At 61.1% G+C, this 15,314-nt stretch carries 11 protein-coding genes, 1 tRNA gene and 2 rRNA genes; 5 read left to right on the top strand and 9 right to left on the bottom strand.

The window, feature by feature from the left end; all coding sequences use genetic code 11:
- Nucleotides 1-49: 49 nt before the first annotated feature.
- From ACB037_RS09555 to ACB037_RS09530, 6 genes are all read right to left on the bottom strand, one after another.
- Nucleotides 50-2,614: a TRAP transporter permease gene (locus ACB037_RS09555; protein WP_371175262.1), complete on the bottom strand. Its 2,565-nt coding sequence runs from the start codon at nt 2,612-2,614 to the stop codon at nt 50-52.
- 87 nt (nt 2,615-2,701) lie between these two features.
- On the bottom strand, nt 2,702-3,673 hold the full coding sequence (locus tag ACB037_RS09550) for a TAXI family TRAP transporter solute-binding subunit (RefSeq protein WP_029313514.1): 972 nt from the start codon (nt 3,671-3,673) through the stop codon (nt 2,702-2,704).
- 547 nt (nt 3,674-4,220) lie between these two features.
- Nucleotides 4,221-6,386, bottom strand: a complete 2,166-nt coding sequence (locus ACB037_RS09545; RefSeq protein ID WP_371175261.1) for a S9 family peptidase — start codon at nt 6,384-6,386, stop codon at nt 4,221-4,223.
- Between the two features lie 288 nt (nt 6,387-6,674).
- Nucleotides 6,675-7,106, bottom strand: coding sequence for a DUF411 domain-containing protein (locus tag ACB037_RS09540; protein ID WP_319907164.1), 432 nt, complete (start codon nt 7,104-7,106; stop codon nt 6,675-6,677).
- A 45-nt stretch (nt 7,107-7,151) separates the two neighbouring features.
- Nucleotides 7,152-7,475 carry a hypothetical protein gene (locus ACB037_RS09535; protein WP_069652338.1) on the bottom strand — a complete coding sequence of 108 codons (324 nt, stop codon included), beginning with the start codon at nt 7,473-7,475 and terminating at the stop codon, nt 7,152-7,154.
- A 76-nt stretch (nt 7,476-7,551) separates the two neighbouring features.
- Complete coding sequence (locus ACB037_RS09530) at nt 7,552-8,274, bottom strand: SDR family oxidoreductase (RefSeq protein ID WP_371175260.1); 723 nt, start codon at nt 8,272-8,274, stop codon at nt 7,552-7,554.
- Nucleotides 8,275-8,414: 140 nt separating this feature from the next.
- On the opposite strand from ACB037_RS09530, the gene ACB037_RS09525 reads away from it, so the two are divergent.
- From ACB037_RS09525 to ACB037_RS09505, 5 genes are all read left to right on the top strand, one after another.
- Nucleotides 8,415-9,257, top strand: coding sequence for a LysR family transcriptional regulator (locus ACB037_RS09525; RefSeq protein WP_041212185.1), 843 nt, complete (start codon nt 8,415-8,417; stop codon nt 9,255-9,257).
- Between the two features lie 59 nt (nt 9,258-9,316).
- The gene (locus ACB037_RS09520) at nt 9,317-9,916 is read left to right on the top strand and encodes an NAD(P)H-dependent oxidoreductase (protein WP_041212184.1); all 600 of its coding nucleotides are present in this window, start codon (nt 9,317-9,319) and stop codon (nt 9,914-9,916) included.
- Between the two features lie 70 nt (nt 9,917-9,986).
- A complete protein-coding gene (locus ACB037_RS09515; protein WP_010672573.1) occupies nt 9,987-11,843 on the top strand; it encodes a monovalent cation:proton antiporter-2 (CPA2) family protein in 1,857 nt (618 codons plus the stop codon).
- On the top strand, nt 11,840-12,226 hold the full coding sequence (locus tag ACB037_RS09510) for a SirB2 family protein (RefSeq protein ID WP_371175259.1): 387 nt from the start codon (nt 11,840-11,842) through the stop codon (nt 12,224-12,226). The genes ACB037_RS09515 and ACB037_RS09510 overlap by 4 nt, the downstream gene beginning before the upstream one ends.
- A 286-nt stretch (nt 12,227-12,512) precedes the next feature.
- Complete coding sequence (locus ACB037_RS09505) at nt 12,513-13,499, top strand: YafY family protein (RefSeq protein WP_029313511.1); 987 nt, start codon at nt 12,513-12,515, stop codon at nt 13,497-13,499.
- A 1,314-nt stretch (nt 13,500-14,813) separates the two neighbouring features.
- Here ACB037_RS09505 and ACB037_RS09500 read toward each other — a convergent pair.
- The 3 genes from ACB037_RS09500 to ACB037_RS09490 all read right to left on the bottom strand — a co-directional run.
- Nucleotides 14,814-14,890: transfer RNA gene (locus ACB037_RS09500), tRNA-Asp, on the bottom strand.
- A 97-nt stretch (nt 14,891-14,987) separates the two neighbouring features.
- Nucleotides 14,988-15,102, bottom strand: a 5S ribosomal RNA gene (gene rrf / locus ACB037_RS09495).
- Nucleotides 15,103-15,222: 120 nt separating this feature from the next.
- Nucleotides 15,223-15,314, bottom strand: a 23S ribosomal RNA gene (locus ACB037_RS09490); the annotation flags it as partial.

Here is a 15,314-nt window from a genome sequence, read left to right as displayed (position 1 = left end):
CCAGCATAAAAAACGGCGCCCGAAGGCGCCGTTTTTTATTGGGTGATGATCAGGGTCGAGCGACCCGGCGGCGTTGCAGCCAGACCACGGCCCCGAACAGCAGGAAGCCCGGCAGCCACATCAGCTCCTTGGGCCAGCGCTCGGTGGGCGCCTTGACGCTCAGGATCTGCTGATCCATCTCCAGCCCCAGATCGGCGGCCTGGCTGCCGAAGGTGATGGTGTCGATCAGGATCTTGCCGTCCTGCTCATAGGTCTGGATCCCCAGCTTGGCCAGACGGTCCTCACCACTGACGCCCGAAGGCACCGGCAGCAGCACGGTGAAGCGGCGCAACTTGCCCACCGCATCTTCCCCTTCCATGCGCAGGCGCAGGGTGCTTTCGGCCTCCACCTGCCCCATGGTCTGGACCAGCTCGGCCGGGGCGGTGTCGCGATACGGGTCGTGCAGCAGATCCATCCAGAAGCCAGGACGGAACAGGGTGAAAGCCACCAGCAGCAGCAGCACGCTCTCGTACCAACGGCTCTTCACCAGGAAGAAGCCCTGGGTGGCGGCAGCGAAGATCAGCATGGCGATGGTGGCCACGATGAAGATCAGTACGCCGTGGGCGAAGTCCACGTTGATGAGCAGCAGATCGGTGTTGAAGATGAACAGGAACGGCAGCGCCGCGGTACGCAGGCTGTAGTAGAACGCCGTGATCCCGGTCTTGATGGGATCGCCCTTGGAGACGGCGGCCGCGGCGAACGAGGCCAGCCCCACCGGCGGGGTCACGTCCGCCATGATGCCGAAGTAGAAGACGAACAGGTGCACCGCGATGAGCGGCACGATGAGGCCGTTCTGCTGACCCAGGGTGACGATCACCGGCGCCAGCAGGCTCGATACCACGATGTAGTTGGCAGTGGTCGGCAGCCCCATGCCGAGGATGAGGCTCAGCAGCGCGGTGAGGATCAGCATGAGCAGCAGGTTGCCCATGGAGAGGAACTCCACCAGATCCGCCAGTACCAGGCCGACGCCGGTCTGGGAGACGGCCCCGACGATGATGCCGGCAGTGGCGGTGGCAATGCCGATACCGATCATGTTGCGGGCACCGGCAATCAGCCCCTCGCGCAGGTCCACCACGCCATCGGTGAAGGAGCCGTAGTCATGCTTGCCGTCGGTGCGCAGCCAGTTCAGCAGCGGTCGCTGGGTCAGCAGGATGATGATCAGCATCACCGAACCCCAGAAGGCCGACAGGCCGGGGGAGAGGCGCTCCACCATCAGACACCACACCAGCACCACCACGGGCAGCAGGAAGTGCAGGCCGGAGAGCAGCACGGCGCGGGTCTCGGGCAGCTCGTCCAGCGGCTTGTCCGGGTCTTCCGCCGGCAGCGGCGCGTTGCTCGCGGCGATCTTCAGCAGTCCGAGATAGGCGACGGCCAGCAGCACGCTGATCCCCGGCAGGGCATAGTCACCCAGTACCGGCTTGAGCCAGCCCAGACCGTAGTAGACCGCCATGGAGAGGCCGCTGATGAGGGCGGCACCGAAGGCGAAGCCGGTCAGGCGACGCAGCCAGGGGCGCGGCTGACGGTTGCCGATGGGCTGCATCCCGAGCTTGAGCGCTTCGAGGTGCACGATGTAGAGCAGGGCGATGTAGGAGATGGCCGCCGGCAGGAAGGCGTGCTTGATGATCTCCACATAGGGAATGCCCACGTATTCCACCATCAGGAAGGCCGCAGCCCCCATGACCGGCGGCATGATCTGGCCGTTGACCGAAGAGGCCACTTCCACCGCGCCGGCCTTCTCCTTGGAGAAACCGACCCGTTTCATCATGGGGATGGTGAAGGTGCCCGTGGTCACCACGTTGGCGATGGAGGAGCCGGAGATGACGCCGGTCAGGGCCGAGGCGACCACGGCCGCCTTGGCCGGGCCGCCGCGCAGGTGACCCAGCAGGCTGAAGGCGAGCTGGATGAAGTAATGGCCCGCACCGGCGCGCTCGAGCAGGGCGCCAAACAGCACGAACAGGAAGACGAAGCTGGTGGAGACCCCAAGGGCGATGCCGAACACCCCTTCGGTGGTGATCCACTGGTGGTTGGCCAGCGCATGCAGGCTCACCCCGCGGTGGGCCAGCAGGGGAGGCATCCAGGGACCGGCCAGGCTGTAGGCCAGGAAGACGATGGCGATGACCGCCAGGGCCGGGCCCAGGGCACGGCGGGCCGCTTCCAGCAGAAGCGGAATGCCGACGCAGGCCACCGCGAAGTCCATGGTGGTCAGGTTGCCGGGACGCTGGGCAAGCTCCTGGTACATCACGAACAGATAGCTGGCGACGGCGGCACCGACGAGGCCGAGGGCGATGTCGGCAAGGGGAACCCTGTCTCGCGGCGAGCTGCGCATGGCGGGGAACACCAGGTAGGCGAGCAGGATGGCGAAGGCCAGGTGAATCGAGCGTGTTTCAGTGTCGTTGAGGACGCCGATGCCAAGGGAGAAGGGCAGCGGCGAGGCAATCCAGAGCTGGAACAGGGACCAGATCAGCGCAAGACCCGCGATGATCCAGCTCATGGGGCCGACGGGCAGCCTGGCGCCGACGTCCTGGGCGATCAGCTCCTCGGCCGAGAACGCCTCTTGTTGTTGTGTTTGCTGCATAGTGTGACTCTGTAGGTACTGCAATAAATGAGACTCGCTCCCCCGAAGGAGGAGCGAGTCCGGGGCACATCCGAAGACGCAGCCGGATTACATCCAGCCACGTTCCTTGTAGTAACGCACAGCGCCTTCATGCAGCGGAGCGGAGAGACCCACCTTGATCATGTCGGCTTCCTTCAGATCCGCGAAGGCCGGGTGCAGGCGCTTGAAACGGTCCAGGTTGTCGAACACGGACTTGACCAGCTGGTAGACCACTTCCGGGTCAGCCTTGGCGCTGGTGGAGAGCACCGCCTTGCCACCGATGGACGGAGTCGGGTTCGGGCTGCCCTTGTAGAGACCACCCGGGATCTCGGCCTTGCTGTAGTAGCTCTTCTCGGCCAGCAGCTTGTCGATCTCGGGGCCGGTGACCGGTACCAGCACGGTGTCCGTGGTGGTGGAGGCTTCCTGGATGGCGCCGTTCGGGTGGCCGACGAAGTAGCTCATGGCGTCGATGTTGTTGTCACCCAGGGCAGAGGCCTGCTCGGCGGGTTTCAGTTCGGAGACCAGGCTGAAGGCGGATTTGTCCCAGCCCTTCACGGTCATGATCTCTTCAAAGGTGTCACGCTGACCGGAACCCGGGTTGCCGATGTTGACGCGCTTGCCCTTCAGGTCGTCGAAGCTGGCTACCTTGGCGTCCTTGCGGGCCAGGATGGTGAACACTTCGCTCTGCAGGGAGAAGACGGCGCGGATGTCATCCATCGGACCTTCGGCCTTGAACGGCTCGACGCCCTTCATCGCCTTGTACTGGTGGTCCGACTGCATGATGCCGAAGTTGAATTCGCCGGAGCGGATGCCGTTGACGTTGGCAACACCGCCGCCACTGGCCGGGGCGTTGCACTTGATCTGGTGATCGGCGGCGCCGCGGTTGAGGAAGCGGCAGATGGACTGGCCCGCCACGTAGTAGACGCCGGTCTGACCGCCGGTGCCTATGGTCACGAAGCGCTCCTGCGCTTGCACCGGACCACCAAACGACACACCGACCAGAGCCGCCGACAAGGCGCACGCCAAGGATAATCCTTTCATGTTCTTCATCCTTTTCATTGATTTATTTCACCCGTTTCCCGGGAGAATATGAGACAGACCCGCATCAAGACTGGGTTCGCCTATACGACCTCGTACGAGGAAATGGTCGAGCGGCACGCGCCCTTCCAAAAGCCACCATCATCCTGCGGTGAGATAATCAGCGTCATGCCGATCGGAGGTGATCTGACCAGAAACGGGTCAGTTCAAAAGCATTAACGCTCCGATTAAGCACATAACACCAACATAAATCAAACAAAACAGCAAAATGGCGGATTTAAATAGCGAGAAGTTTGAAGCGGATCATTCATTTCTCAAGGGCAGATTAATTACATGAACTATCAAAGGGAAGCAATAAAAAGCACGCCCAGATTCTTTCGCAACCCTTGACTGGCAAGGATTAGATACCTGGTCCGTTATATCGCGAAATGCATACTGAACAGCATAAACACGACGTTAATGACGCTTTTGTCGCCAAGATGCAAAAACCCCGATCCGGGGCTGCCGGAACGGGGTTTGGTAACAAGCTGGTTTCATTTGGGCTCGGCCATCACGCCTTGCTGCCAGCCAGCTCCAGAATGAAGGCGAACTCCAGGGCGATGTCCTCATAGGCCTTGAAACGGCCCGACTTGCCGCCATGACCGGCCTCCATGTCGGTGCTGAGCAGCAACTGGTTGTCGTCCGTCTTCAGCTCACGCAGCTTGGCCACCCACTTGGCCGGCTCCCAGTACTGCACCTGGGAGTCGTGCAGCCCCGTGGTCACCAGCAGATTCGGGTAGGCCTGGGCCTTGACCTGATCGTAGGGGCTGTAGGCCTTCATGTAGTCGTAGTAGCGCTTCTTGTTCGGGTTGCCCCACTCGTCATACTCCCCTGTGGTGAGGGGAATGGACTCGTCCAGCATGGTGGTGACCACGTCGACGAAGGGCACCTGGGCCACCACGCCGCGATAGAGCTGGGGCGCCTGGTTGATGACGGCCCCCATCAGCAGGCCGCCGGCGCTGCCTCCCATGGCATAGACCTGATCCCTGGCGCCGTAGCCTTGCGCCACCAACGCCTCGGTCACGTCGATGAAGTCGTTGAAGGTGTTCTGCTTCTTGAGCAGCTTGCCCTCTTCATACCAGGTGCGGCCCAGCTCCTCGCCACCCCGGATATGGGCGATGGCGTAGACGAAGCCCCGGTCCAGCAGGCTCAGGCGTGAGCTGCTGAAGTCCGGGTCCATGCTGGCGCCGTAGGAGCCATAGCCGTAGACCAGCAGGGGATTGGTGCCTGCACCACCCCCTGCCTTCTTGAACTTGTCCTTGCGATAGACCAGCGACACCGGCACGGCTACGCCGTCACGGGCGGTGATCCAGAGCCGCTCGCTGGCATATTGCGCAGGCACGAAGCCCGCCACCGGCTGCTGCTTGAGCAGGGTCCGCTTGCCGCTGTCCATGTCGAGCTCATAGGTGGAGGACGGCGTGGTCATGGAGGAGTAGCCATAGCGCAGGGCGCTGGTGTCCGGCTCCGGGTTGTAGGCAAGCCAGGTGACATAGGCGGGATCGTCGAAGGCGATCTCCTTCTGTTCGCCGCTCTGCCAGTTGACCTGACGCAACCGGGTCAACCCCTGGCTGCGCTCCTCCAGCACCAGCCAGTCCCTGAACAGGGCATAGCTCTCCAGCAGCACGTCCGGATTGGGGGCGATCACCGCCTTCCAGCGATCCACCGGGCTCTCCTTGGTCTCATAGAGGCCGAAGTTCTTGCCGTCCTTGTTGGAGCGCACATAGAAGCGGCCGCGGTAGTGATCCAGGCTGTACTCGTGATCCACCTGACGGGGCAGGAACAGGCGTGGCGTCTGGCCCGGCACATTGGCATCGATGAGGCGCGCCTCGCTGGTGGTGGTGCTGGAGAGGGAGATGACGATGAAATCTTCCGAGGTGGTGGCGTAGAGGCTCACATAGAAGGAGTCGTCCTTCTCCTCGTAGACCAGGGTGTCCTTCGCGGGATCCGTGCCCAGCTCGTGGCGATAGACCTGGTAGGGCAGCAGGGTCTTGGGGTGCTTGCGCACGTAGAAGACCGTCTTGCTGTCGTTGGCCCACACCAGGTTGCCGGAGGTGTTCTCGAGGGTGTCGGCGGCCCAGGCGCCGCTCTCCAGATCGAGGAACTGGATCCTGTATTGACGGCGGGAGAGATAATCTTCCGCCACCGCCAGCCAGCGGTTGTTGCGGCTCACCTCGAGCGCCCCCAGGGCATAGAACTCGTGGCCTTCGGCGCGCTGGTTGCCATCCAGCAGCAGGGCGGGCGCCCCATCCCCTTCCACCTTGCTGCGGGAGTAGATGGCGTACTCCTTGCCCGGCTCGTAACGGGTCTGATAGCGGTAGCCGTTCTTCACATAGGGGACAGACTCGTCCTGCTGGGGAATACGGGCCACCATCTCCTTGTAGAGCTGCTCGCGCAGCGGCTTGATCGGTGCGAGCATGGCCTCGGTGTAGGCATTCTCGGCCTTGAGATAGTCAAGCACCTCGGGCTTCTGCCGCTCGTCGTCACGCAGCCAGTAGTAGTTGTCGACTCGTGTGTCCCCGTGTTTTTTCAGGGTATGGGGGTGCTTGGCAGCCACCGGGGGGACAATGACAGGCTGGGTGGAAGTATCGCTTGTAGGCATGGCGGACTCTTCGTTGGCATGGGAACAGGGCGCAGCAAGCAGGCAAGCCAGCAGCACCCCCCGGGAAAAGGTGAACATGTCGCATCCTTTGCGCTGTCACAGGGCCGCCCCTCCCGCTGGTGCTGCACGCATCCAGACGGCACACCGGCAGGCAGCGGGAAAAGCGTCCCTGAGAAAATAAAAATTGGCGATCAATCTGCCCCTTGTCGCCCGGGGTTGCAAGGGCTCCCCGGACATTCCCCCCCAAATCGACGAAAAAGGGCCGCCATCTCGCGATGGCGGCCCTCCTCCCTGACCGTGAGCGACACGGGTTCGCTCAGGTGTGCCTCACATGATGGAAGTGTGTCTGCTCACGGTCAGCATCCATCAGCCGGGGTAGCTCGACCAGACTTTGGTCGCGCCCTCGTCACTGATGCTCAGCACCCGATAGGGCTGACCCGGAATATCCATGCCCGGCGCACTCTGGGGCATCCCCGGAATGGTCAGACCGCGGATCGCCGGTTTTTCCTTGAGCAGCTTCTGCACGTCGGCAGCGGGCACATGCCCCTCCACCACATAGCCGTTCACCACCCCGGTGTGGCAGGAGGCCAGCTGCGGGGTGATGCCATGCTGCTGCTTGATCGGGTCAAGCTGCTCGGTTTCCACGACCTTGACCTCAAAGCCGTTCTCTTCCATGTGCTTGATCCAGGTCTTGCAGCAACCGCAATACTGGGACTTGTAGACGGTCATCTGCCCGGTTGCCAGAGCAGAAACACTGACGGTACCGGCCAGCACGGCCAGTAACAGGGACTTGTACATATCTCACCTCGGTTAAGAAGAAATGCCCGGAAAGGGAAACTCGACTCAGCCGTGGTGACGGGGCGGACGCTCGAGACGCTTCAGGGGCGCCTCCGGCATGAACAGAGAGGGAGAGAGGTATGTCGGCCTGTCGGGCTCAAGCCGGGCAACCGTCAGGCTGTCGTTGGTGAGCACCGTCATGGCGAGCGCCGAGGTGAAGCTGCCGCAGGGCATGGCTTTTTCCAGGGTACGCTCGCTCTGGCTGCAATGGGGCGTCAGGGTACAGAGATCGGTGGCCGCACGGCTGCCAAACGACATCAGCACCAGCACCAGACTCCACAGGGGGAGCCAGCGGCGGGCGCGAGCGAGTTGGCGACGGGTCAGGACCATGAGACGACTCAATGACGAAAGAGGGCCTATGGTAACCCTTGGCCCAGGGGGAGGGTCAACCCCTCCCCCGTTTGCATCAGGGTTGCTGACGGGTGGCTGCCAGCACGATCTCCCGCACGCAGACGTTGGCCGGCTGGTGCCAGGCGTAGAGCACGGCGTCGGCGATCACCTCGGGTGCAATGACGCCTCCCATCTGATCCTTCCAGTCGTGGTAGCCCGCCTTGATGCTCTCGTCCGTGGTGTGGCTGAGCAGCTCGGTCTCCACCGCGCCCGGAGCGATGGTCACCATCCGCACGCCGACATCGGCCACCTCTTCCCGGATATTTTCGGTCAGGGCGTGAACGGCGAACTTGGTGGCGCAGTAAGCGGCATGGTTCGGGAAGGTCTTGCGACCGGCGATGGAGCTGATGTTGATGATGGTGCCGCTGCGGCGGGCCTTCATGCCGGCCAGTACCGTATGCACGCCATTCAGAACCCCCATCACGTTGATGTTGAGCATCTGCTGCCACTCGGCGGGATCCTGCACGTCGGCCTGTCCCAGCAGCATGACGCCGGCATTGTTGACCAGACATCCCACCGGGCCGAATTGCGCCTCCGCCTGCGTCACGGCGGCCTTCATGGCGGTGGTGTCGGTGACATCGACCCCGATGCAGAGGGTATCGGGCAGGTTCAGCGCCTGCATGGGCTCGACCCGGCGGGCCAGCAACAGCAGCGGATGGCCGGCGGCGGAGAAGGCGCGGGCAATGGCGGCACCGATCCCGGCGGACGCGCCGGTGATCACCACGAGGGACTTGGACATGGAGTTTTCCTTCTGATGCGTTGAAATGGGCGTCAAACAAGGGCTGGCCAGCACGGGACCCAGTCACTATAGTCGCTACATCCATCGGCGATAAATATAGTTTTCCGCTGGTTATCATCTGAATTAACTATGGTATCCCCATGCTGGACCTGAGATTGCTGCGCTTCTTCATCGCCATCTATGAAGAGAAGAACATCACGGCGGCGGCAGCCCGCTGCCACGTGAGCCAACCCTCCCTCTCCGCCGGCCTTCGCCAGCTCGAAGAGAGCCTGGGGGACAGCCTCTTCATCCGGGGCAAGAAGGGGGTAGAAGCGAAGGATCCGGCCCACTATCTCTATCCCCACGCCGTCAAGCTGGTGGAAGAGGCGCGTCGCCTGCCAACCCTGTTTCGCCAGAAGGCGACGCGTGCGAGACTCAACATGGCCATCATGCCCGACCTCAGCCGCCGTCGGCTGGCGGGATTGCTTCGGCGGGTGCAGGGGGTACTGCCCGAGCTGGATCTCACCCTCTCCGATTACGGCACTCCGGCCGACTGCCGACTGACCCTGGATGCCCTGCGCCGGGAGGACGAGATCTTCCTGCCGCTCTGGGAAGAGGAGTACGTGCTGTGCGTTCCCAGGGGACACCCTCTTGCGGGCAGGGCGCGTATCGAGCTGGCTGAGTTGCAACACCATGATTTCATTGAGTGTCCCCCCTGCGAAGCCCATCAGCAAACCATAGGCCTGCTGGCCTGTGACCGGCTCACCCTCAATCTGGTGGCCAAGGCCGAGAGCAAGGGGCTGGTGATGGCGCTGGTGCTGGCCGGAGTGGGCATCAGCTTCCTGCCCGACGGGCTGGTGGAGGACGAAGCGGGCCTGTGCACCCTGCCCGTGAGCGGCCCCCGGATGTTCCGCCGCATCGGCCTCTGCTACCCCGCCCACCAGACCCTGAATCCGGCGCTGCGCGCACTGATCCCGGAACTGGCGGGCCAGGGAGCTTCTTGATAACGTTTCAGCTCACAGTCTGTCGCATGTGCCGGCAGCAGACCCTCTTCAGGAATCCCATGAAACGCATTCTGGTCATCTTTTCACACCCGGCGCTGCAGAGTTCCCGGGCCAACAAACAACTGCTGCACGCCATCGAGGGGCTGGAGGGGATCACCCTGCACGATCTCTGCCAGCGCTATCCGGACATGTTCATCAACGTGAAACGGGAACAGGCCCTGCTGGCGGAGCACGACATCATCGTCTTCCAGCACCCCTTCTACTGGTACTCCTGCCCGGCCATCATGAAAGAGTGGATGGACCTGGTGCTGGAGTACGGCTATGCCTACGGCCCCGAGGCCCATGCCCTCAACGGCAAGCAGTGGCTCAGCGCCATCACCACGGGGGGCGGCCCCGAATCCTACTGCCGCGCCGGCTACAACCAGCGCCCGCTGCTCGACTTCCTGCTCCCCTTCCAGCAGACCGCACAGCTGTGCGGCATGCGCTGGCTGCCCCCTTTCGTGCTGCACTCTTTCCACAAGCTCGAGGATCCTGAGGCGCTGCGCCGCTGCGGCCAGGACTATCGCCAACTGCTGTGCGCCCTGCGTGACGAACAGCTGACCCCGGCCCAGCTGGCCGAGAGCCCCTATCTGCGCGATCTGCTGGGGGTACTCCCATGACACACACTCGATCCGGGCGCAGGCCCGGCCAGCCCTCACCGGCATTCATCATGTTAAGGAGGAGCCGCTGATGGGACATGGATTGCTGTTTGACGCCCTGATCTACCTCTCGGCGGCGGTGATCGCCGTCCCGCTGGCCAAGCGGTGGGGGCTGGGCTCCGTCCTTGGCTACCTGCTGGCGGGGATCATCATAGGTCCCTTCCTGCTTGGTCTGGTGGGCGAGCAGAAAGACGTGATGCACTTCGCCGAGTTCGGGGTGGTGCTGATGCTGTTTCTGGTCGGTCTGGAGCTGCGCCCGGCCCTGTTGTGGCAACTGAAAGGGCCCATCCTCGGCACCGGTGGCCTGCAGGTGCTGCTCACCAGTGTCGCCCTGACCGGGGTGGGTTATCTTTTGGGTCTGCCCTGGCAGCAGGGGCTCGCCATCGGTCTCATTCTTGCGCTCTCCTCCACCGCCATCGTGCTGCAGAGCCTGCAGGAGCGCAAACTGATGCAGAGCGAGAGCGGCCGCTCCGCTTTCGCCGTGCTGCTGTTCCAGGACATCGCCGTCATCCCCATCCTGGCGATCCTGCCGCTGCTGGCCATCGCACCTGTCGCCAGCAGCGGCAGCTCAGAGCTGGCAGGCTGGCAGCACGGCCTGCTGGTGGTGGCCGCCATCGCCGGCATCGTGCTGGGTGGTCATTACCTGATGCGGCCGGTGTTTCGCGCCATCGCCCAGTCCCACATGCGGGAGATCTTCGTCGCTGCCGCCCTGCTGCTGGTGATCGCCATCGCCGTGCTGATGGAATCCGTCGGTCTCTCCCCCGCCCTCGGCTCCTTCCTCGCCGGCGTGGTGCTGGCGGACAGCGAATACCGCCACGAGCTGGAAGCAGACATAGAGCCGTTCAAGGGGCTGCTGCTCGGCCTCTTCTTCATGTCGGTGGGTGCCGGCATCGACTTCAGCCTCTTTGCCGCCCATCCCCTGTTGATCCCCGCACTGGTGATCGGTCTGATGGTGCTCAAGTGGCTGGTGCTGATGGGGCTCGGCTTTGTCATTCGCCTCTCCCCGAACCAGCGCTGGACCTTCGCCCTGGCCCTGGCCCAGGGCGGGGAGTTCGCCTTCGTGCTGTTCTCGTTCGCCGCCCAGAACAAGGTACTGCCGGGCAGCACCATCTCACTGCTGACTCTGGTCGTCGCCCTCTCCATGGCGCTGACACCGCTGCTGCTTATCCTCAACGATCGGGTGATCCAGCCCTGGTTCGACTACCGCAACCAGAGCGACACCCCCGAACACGAACAGCCCGAGCTGGTGGAACACCCGGTCATCATCGCCGGCTTCGGTCGCTTCGGTCAGATAGTGGGGCGTCTGCTCCACGGCCATGGTATTGGCACCACCATCCTGGAGCAGGATGCCAGCCAGATAGAGATGCTGAGAAAGTACGGCTACCAGGTGTTTTATGGGGATGCCAGCCGACTCGACCTGCTGCACGCGGCCGGCGCCCACAAGGCCAAACTGCTGGTGCTCTCCCTCAATGATCCGGCCACCTCCCTCGAAGTGATCGAGATGGTGAAAAAGCACTTCCCGCACCTCAGAATACTGGCCCGTGCCCAGGACAGACCCCATGCCCACGAGATCCTGCGCCACGGGATAGACAGCGTGCACCGCGAAACCCTGGGGTCGGCCGTGGATCTTGGGGTAGAAGCACTCACCCTCTTGGGATTCAGGGCCAATCAGGCCTGGCGTGCGGGGCAGATGTTCAAGCAGTATGACAACCGGCTGCTGCGGGAACAGGTCAACTACCTGGACGACGAGCACACCTATATCAACAAGAGCCTGCAATACCGCGACATCCTCTCCGACCTGCTGCAAGACGATCAGGAAGGACAGGAGCGTACCCACGCCCATCAATGGAACAGCGGTCTGCCCGACAACGACAAGGAAGCAACATGATTGCCTATTACCCCATACTCAAACACCTTCACATGACCCTGGCCCTGGTCAGCCTGCTGCTCTTCCTCTACCGCTGGAGCCTGGCGCTGGCGGGCAGCGGGCGGCTGCAACAGAAATGGTTGAAGGTGCTGCCCCACATCAACGACACCTTCCTGCTGTTGTTTGGCGTGCTGCTGGCGGTGACCCTGCAGATGAGCCCTGGCCAGCAGCCCTGGTTGATGGCCAAGCTGATTGCCCTGGTGATCTACATCGGCCTGGGCGTCATGGCGCTCAAGCGCCCTGCCCGCGGTCAGAAGCTGGTGGCCGGAGTAGCCGCTCTCGCAGTATTCGGCTACATGGTGGGCGCAGCCATCACCAAATCAGCCTGGTCCTGGCTGGCATAACGACGTATCGAGGTGGGGGCCCGTCCCTCACCTCCTTCCCACTTCCCCCTCCTTACTGCTTCCATTTCCTTCCAGTCACCCTGGTCGCGAGCATCCTCGCAAGGCTTGTTTTCAATAAAAAAAGGGCTCAAACAACCCCTTTCACTTGTTATTTTGTTTTATTTATCAATGCCTTGGCTCTTCATGTATGAAAATGGCGACAGTTGTCGCAGCAAAACTTGCGACATAGACTGTCGCGGGCCATGGCTAGGATACACTCAACGCTAAACCAGTGAAGGCATGCACCATGAGTAAGAAGCTGTTACGACAACTGACCTTGGCGCGTTGCATCCCGCACCGCCCTTACAAGCTGACCGCCAGCCAACTCCAGGTAAAACTGGAAGAGGAAGGCATTCACGTCAGTCTCCGTACCGTGCAACGGGACCTGGAAGAGATGTCCGGCATGGGACTGTTCGACCTCACCTCCGATGAGCGCAGCAAGCCTCATGGCTGGTGCTTCGAGCGCCATGGTCTCAATGACTTTGCCAACATCATGCCGCTCTCGCTGGCAGTGGCCCTGAAAACCTGGAGCGACCAGGCGAGCCAACTGTTGCCGGCAAGCGTGCTGACCGAATTGAACCCGCTGATCGACAAGGCTGGCCAGGTGATCCGCGACAGCCAGAGCGAACTGGCCGAGCGCTGGCTGGAGAGCGTGCACCAGTCACCTCGCCCCTTCGCTGGCAATCCGGAGATCCGCCGCAGCACCCTGATCCGCGACGCCCTCTGGCGTGGCCGCAAATTCAGCGCCGAGATCCAGCGTGTCATCAAGGAGCGTACTGTCTGGCTCTGCTATGACCGAATCAATCCCCTCGGCATCCTGAACCAGCCCGATGGCCCCATCCTGCTCTGTACCCTCTCCGAGCTGGATCCCAAGGTCTACGGCATTCCGTTCGATCACATCAAGAACGTGGAGTTGACCAACTTCAGCGCGACCCAGCCGAAGGACTTCAATATCCAGAAGCTGATCCGCGACCAGGGTTATCAGGACGTCAGCGGTCCGATCCGCTTCGTCGGGCGCATCGATGCCAACTGCCCGACCCTGATCGATGGACAAATCCCGGGACATAACCCGCGTATGACCCGTTACGACAAGCGCAGCGTGGTGGTGGAGACCGAAGTGCAGGATACGCCCGAGTTCCGCTCCTGGCTGAACAACATGAGCGGCAACCTGGAGGTGCTTGCACCCGAATCACTGCGCAAGGCCTACCCGACTCCTGGGACAAGGGTCAGCTAAAGAAACCAGCAGACAATACAAAGCCGAGATTTATCTCGGCTTTTGTCTACTTTTAAAGCATAAGTATTCAATTAATTTTGAACTCTTACACCCCTGATTGAAGCGGCTGTACCATCGTTTTCCTACCGATTTCTGCTTGTAAGAGATCTGCCATTCCCCCTGTAAGACCCCTCAGTGTTGAACCGTACGTGAAGCCATCCCGCACTGGGTATGCTTTCCACGGAAACTATCTAACTAACTGATAAAAATAGATAATATTCAACATCAGCCCATTTCTGTACCACATGTCACGGAGCTCAATCCGATTGCACACCTTGTTCGAGCCTGCAATTGCCTTAGTATGGGTCTCACAAGGACGAGCTGATTCGGCAGGATGCAGAAACAGCGCATAAACAAGGAATAGCCTGCAGGATGTGGGCAAGGAACACCTCGGGATGGGGTTGATAGCCAGGATGGTTATCACAAGGAACGACAGGACAACCGCAGGATGCGGTAGTTGGATACCTCGGGATGAGGTTGAGTGGCACGGATTGTCGCTCATCAAGGATGAAAGGACACCGCAAGACGCGGTCAGGAACAGCTTCAAGATGAAGCGTGATAGCCAGGATGGTTATCAGTCAGGATGACGCAGGAACACCACGGGATGTGGTAATGGACACCTCCAGGAAGGAGAGGGTGAAGCAATCAGGACAGATTGCCAGGCTAGGAAGGCCACAGGACACCCCAACGGATTGGGAAGGGGAATTTCCAAAGGAAAGGATAGCGTCAAGGATTGCAGGGAGCATGGCAGTTCAGGGAATGGACGAAATGACTTGAGGGGACAGCATCTGCTGTCCCCTTTTCTTTTGTGCACCCCTTGCTCGCCACACAACAGAAAATGGGCTCAGCCTGAGCGGTCCTACAACATCACGCTTTTACCAGATATCGTCTGCATCCTGGATAACCTCATCAGATTCAGCCACAGTAGCGCACCTTACCTTTCCTGCGCCCTCCCTCGTCAATGCTCGGCGACATCCACTGGGCCCTCAGAACGCAGCAGATCAGCCGCAACCAACCAGCCAGGATATATTTCCTGGTGACTAACTCCAGGTAACGATGGCCACTGACTTCTGCTCAGCCAGGCAGATTGTTGAGTCATCCCTGAACTGTCTATGTGTGTGACCACGAATGAAGCATGAATGCCATTCTACAGGGCGGAGATTGCCGTAGGGAGGGGTGATAACCCAACCAAGCTACCTGCTACTGAGGATGAGAGACTGGGTAAATGTCAGATAGCAAAAAGGCCTTCCCGGTAGGGAAGGCCTTTCAATTTAGTGGCGGAGCGGACGGGACTCGAACCCGCGACCCCCGGCGTGACAGGCCGGTATTCTAACCGACTGAACTACCGCTCCGCATTCGGTTAGCTTTCGCTAAATCTTTTGCTGCTTGTTGTGAGGTGTCATCCTCGCAGCCGGTCATGTGATTCTTCACATCACCGTTTAATTGGGTGCCTGGCAGTGTCCTACTCTCGCATGGCGAATGCCACACTACCATCGGCGCTACAGCGTTTCACTTCTGAGTTCGGCATGGGGTCAGGTGGTTCCACTGCGCTATTGCCGCCAGGCAAAATCTTAATCCAGAAAGCTGACGTGAATAACGATGTTGCTCGTGGCTTGTCGTTATCACTGAATTAGTAGTTCGCTTGGTATTTGCTACAAGCCTTCGAACACTTCTTGGGTGTTGTATGGTTAAGCCTCACGGGTAATTAGTATGGGTTAGCTCAACGTATCGCTACGCTTACACACCCCACCTATCAACGTTGTGGTCTCCAACGGC

The organism is Aeromonas sp. S19(2024) (assembly GCF_041402625.1).
In the GTDB taxonomy this organism is placed as follows: domain Bacteria; phylum Pseudomonadota; class Gammaproteobacteria; order Enterobacterales; family Aeromonadaceae; genus Aeromonas; species Aeromonas caviae.
The sequence above is the reverse complement of the archived record's forward strand: the minus strand, read 5'-3'. Positions and strand labels throughout refer to the sequence as shown.

What these genes read in the sequence shown, in the direction of transcription:
- ACB037_RS09555 (WP_371175262.1), bottom strand. Translation starts at nt 2,614, where the DNA reads ATGCAGCAAACACAACAACAAGAGGCGTTCTCGGCCGAGGAGCTGATC.
- ACB037_RS09550 (WP_029313514.1), bottom strand. Translation starts at nt 3,673, where the DNA reads ATGAAAGGATTATCCTTGGCGTGCGCCTTGTCGGCGGCTCTGGTCGGT.
- ACB037_RS09545 (WP_371175261.1), bottom strand. Translation starts at nt 6,386, where the DNA reads ATGTTCACCTTTTCCCGGGGGGTGCTGCTGGCTTGCCTGCTTGCTGCG.
- ACB037_RS09540 (WP_319907164.1), bottom strand. Translation starts at nt 7,106, where the DNA reads ATGTACAAGTCCCTGTTACTGGCCGTGCTGGCCGGTACCGTCAGTGTT.
- ACB037_RS09535 (WP_069652338.1), bottom strand. Translation starts at nt 7,475, where the DNA reads ATGGTCCTGACCCGTCGCCAACTCGCTCGCGCCCGCCGCTGGCTCCCC.
- ACB037_RS09530 (WP_371175260.1), bottom strand. Translation starts at nt 8,274, where the DNA reads ATGTCCAAGTCCCTCGTGGTGATCACCGGCGCGTCCGCCGGGATCGGT.
- ACB037_RS09525 (WP_041212185.1), top strand. Translation starts at nt 8,415, where the DNA reads ATGCTGGACCTGAGATTGCTGCGCTTCTTCATCGCCATCTATGAAGAG.
- ACB037_RS09520 (WP_041212184.1), top strand. Translation starts at nt 9,317, where the DNA reads ATGAAACGCATTCTGGTCATCTTTTCACACCCGGCGCTGCAGAGTTCC.
- ACB037_RS09515 (WP_010672573.1), top strand. Translation starts at nt 9,987, where the DNA reads ATGGGACATGGATTGCTGTTTGACGCCCTGATCTACCTCTCGGCGGCG.
- ACB037_RS09510 (WP_371175259.1), top strand. Translation starts at nt 11,840, where the DNA reads ATGATTGCCTATTACCCCATACTCAAACACCTTCACATGACCCTGGCC.
- ACB037_RS09505 (WP_029313511.1), top strand. Translation starts at nt 12,513, where the DNA reads ATGAGTAAGAAGCTGTTACGACAACTGACCTTGGCGCGTTGCATCCCG.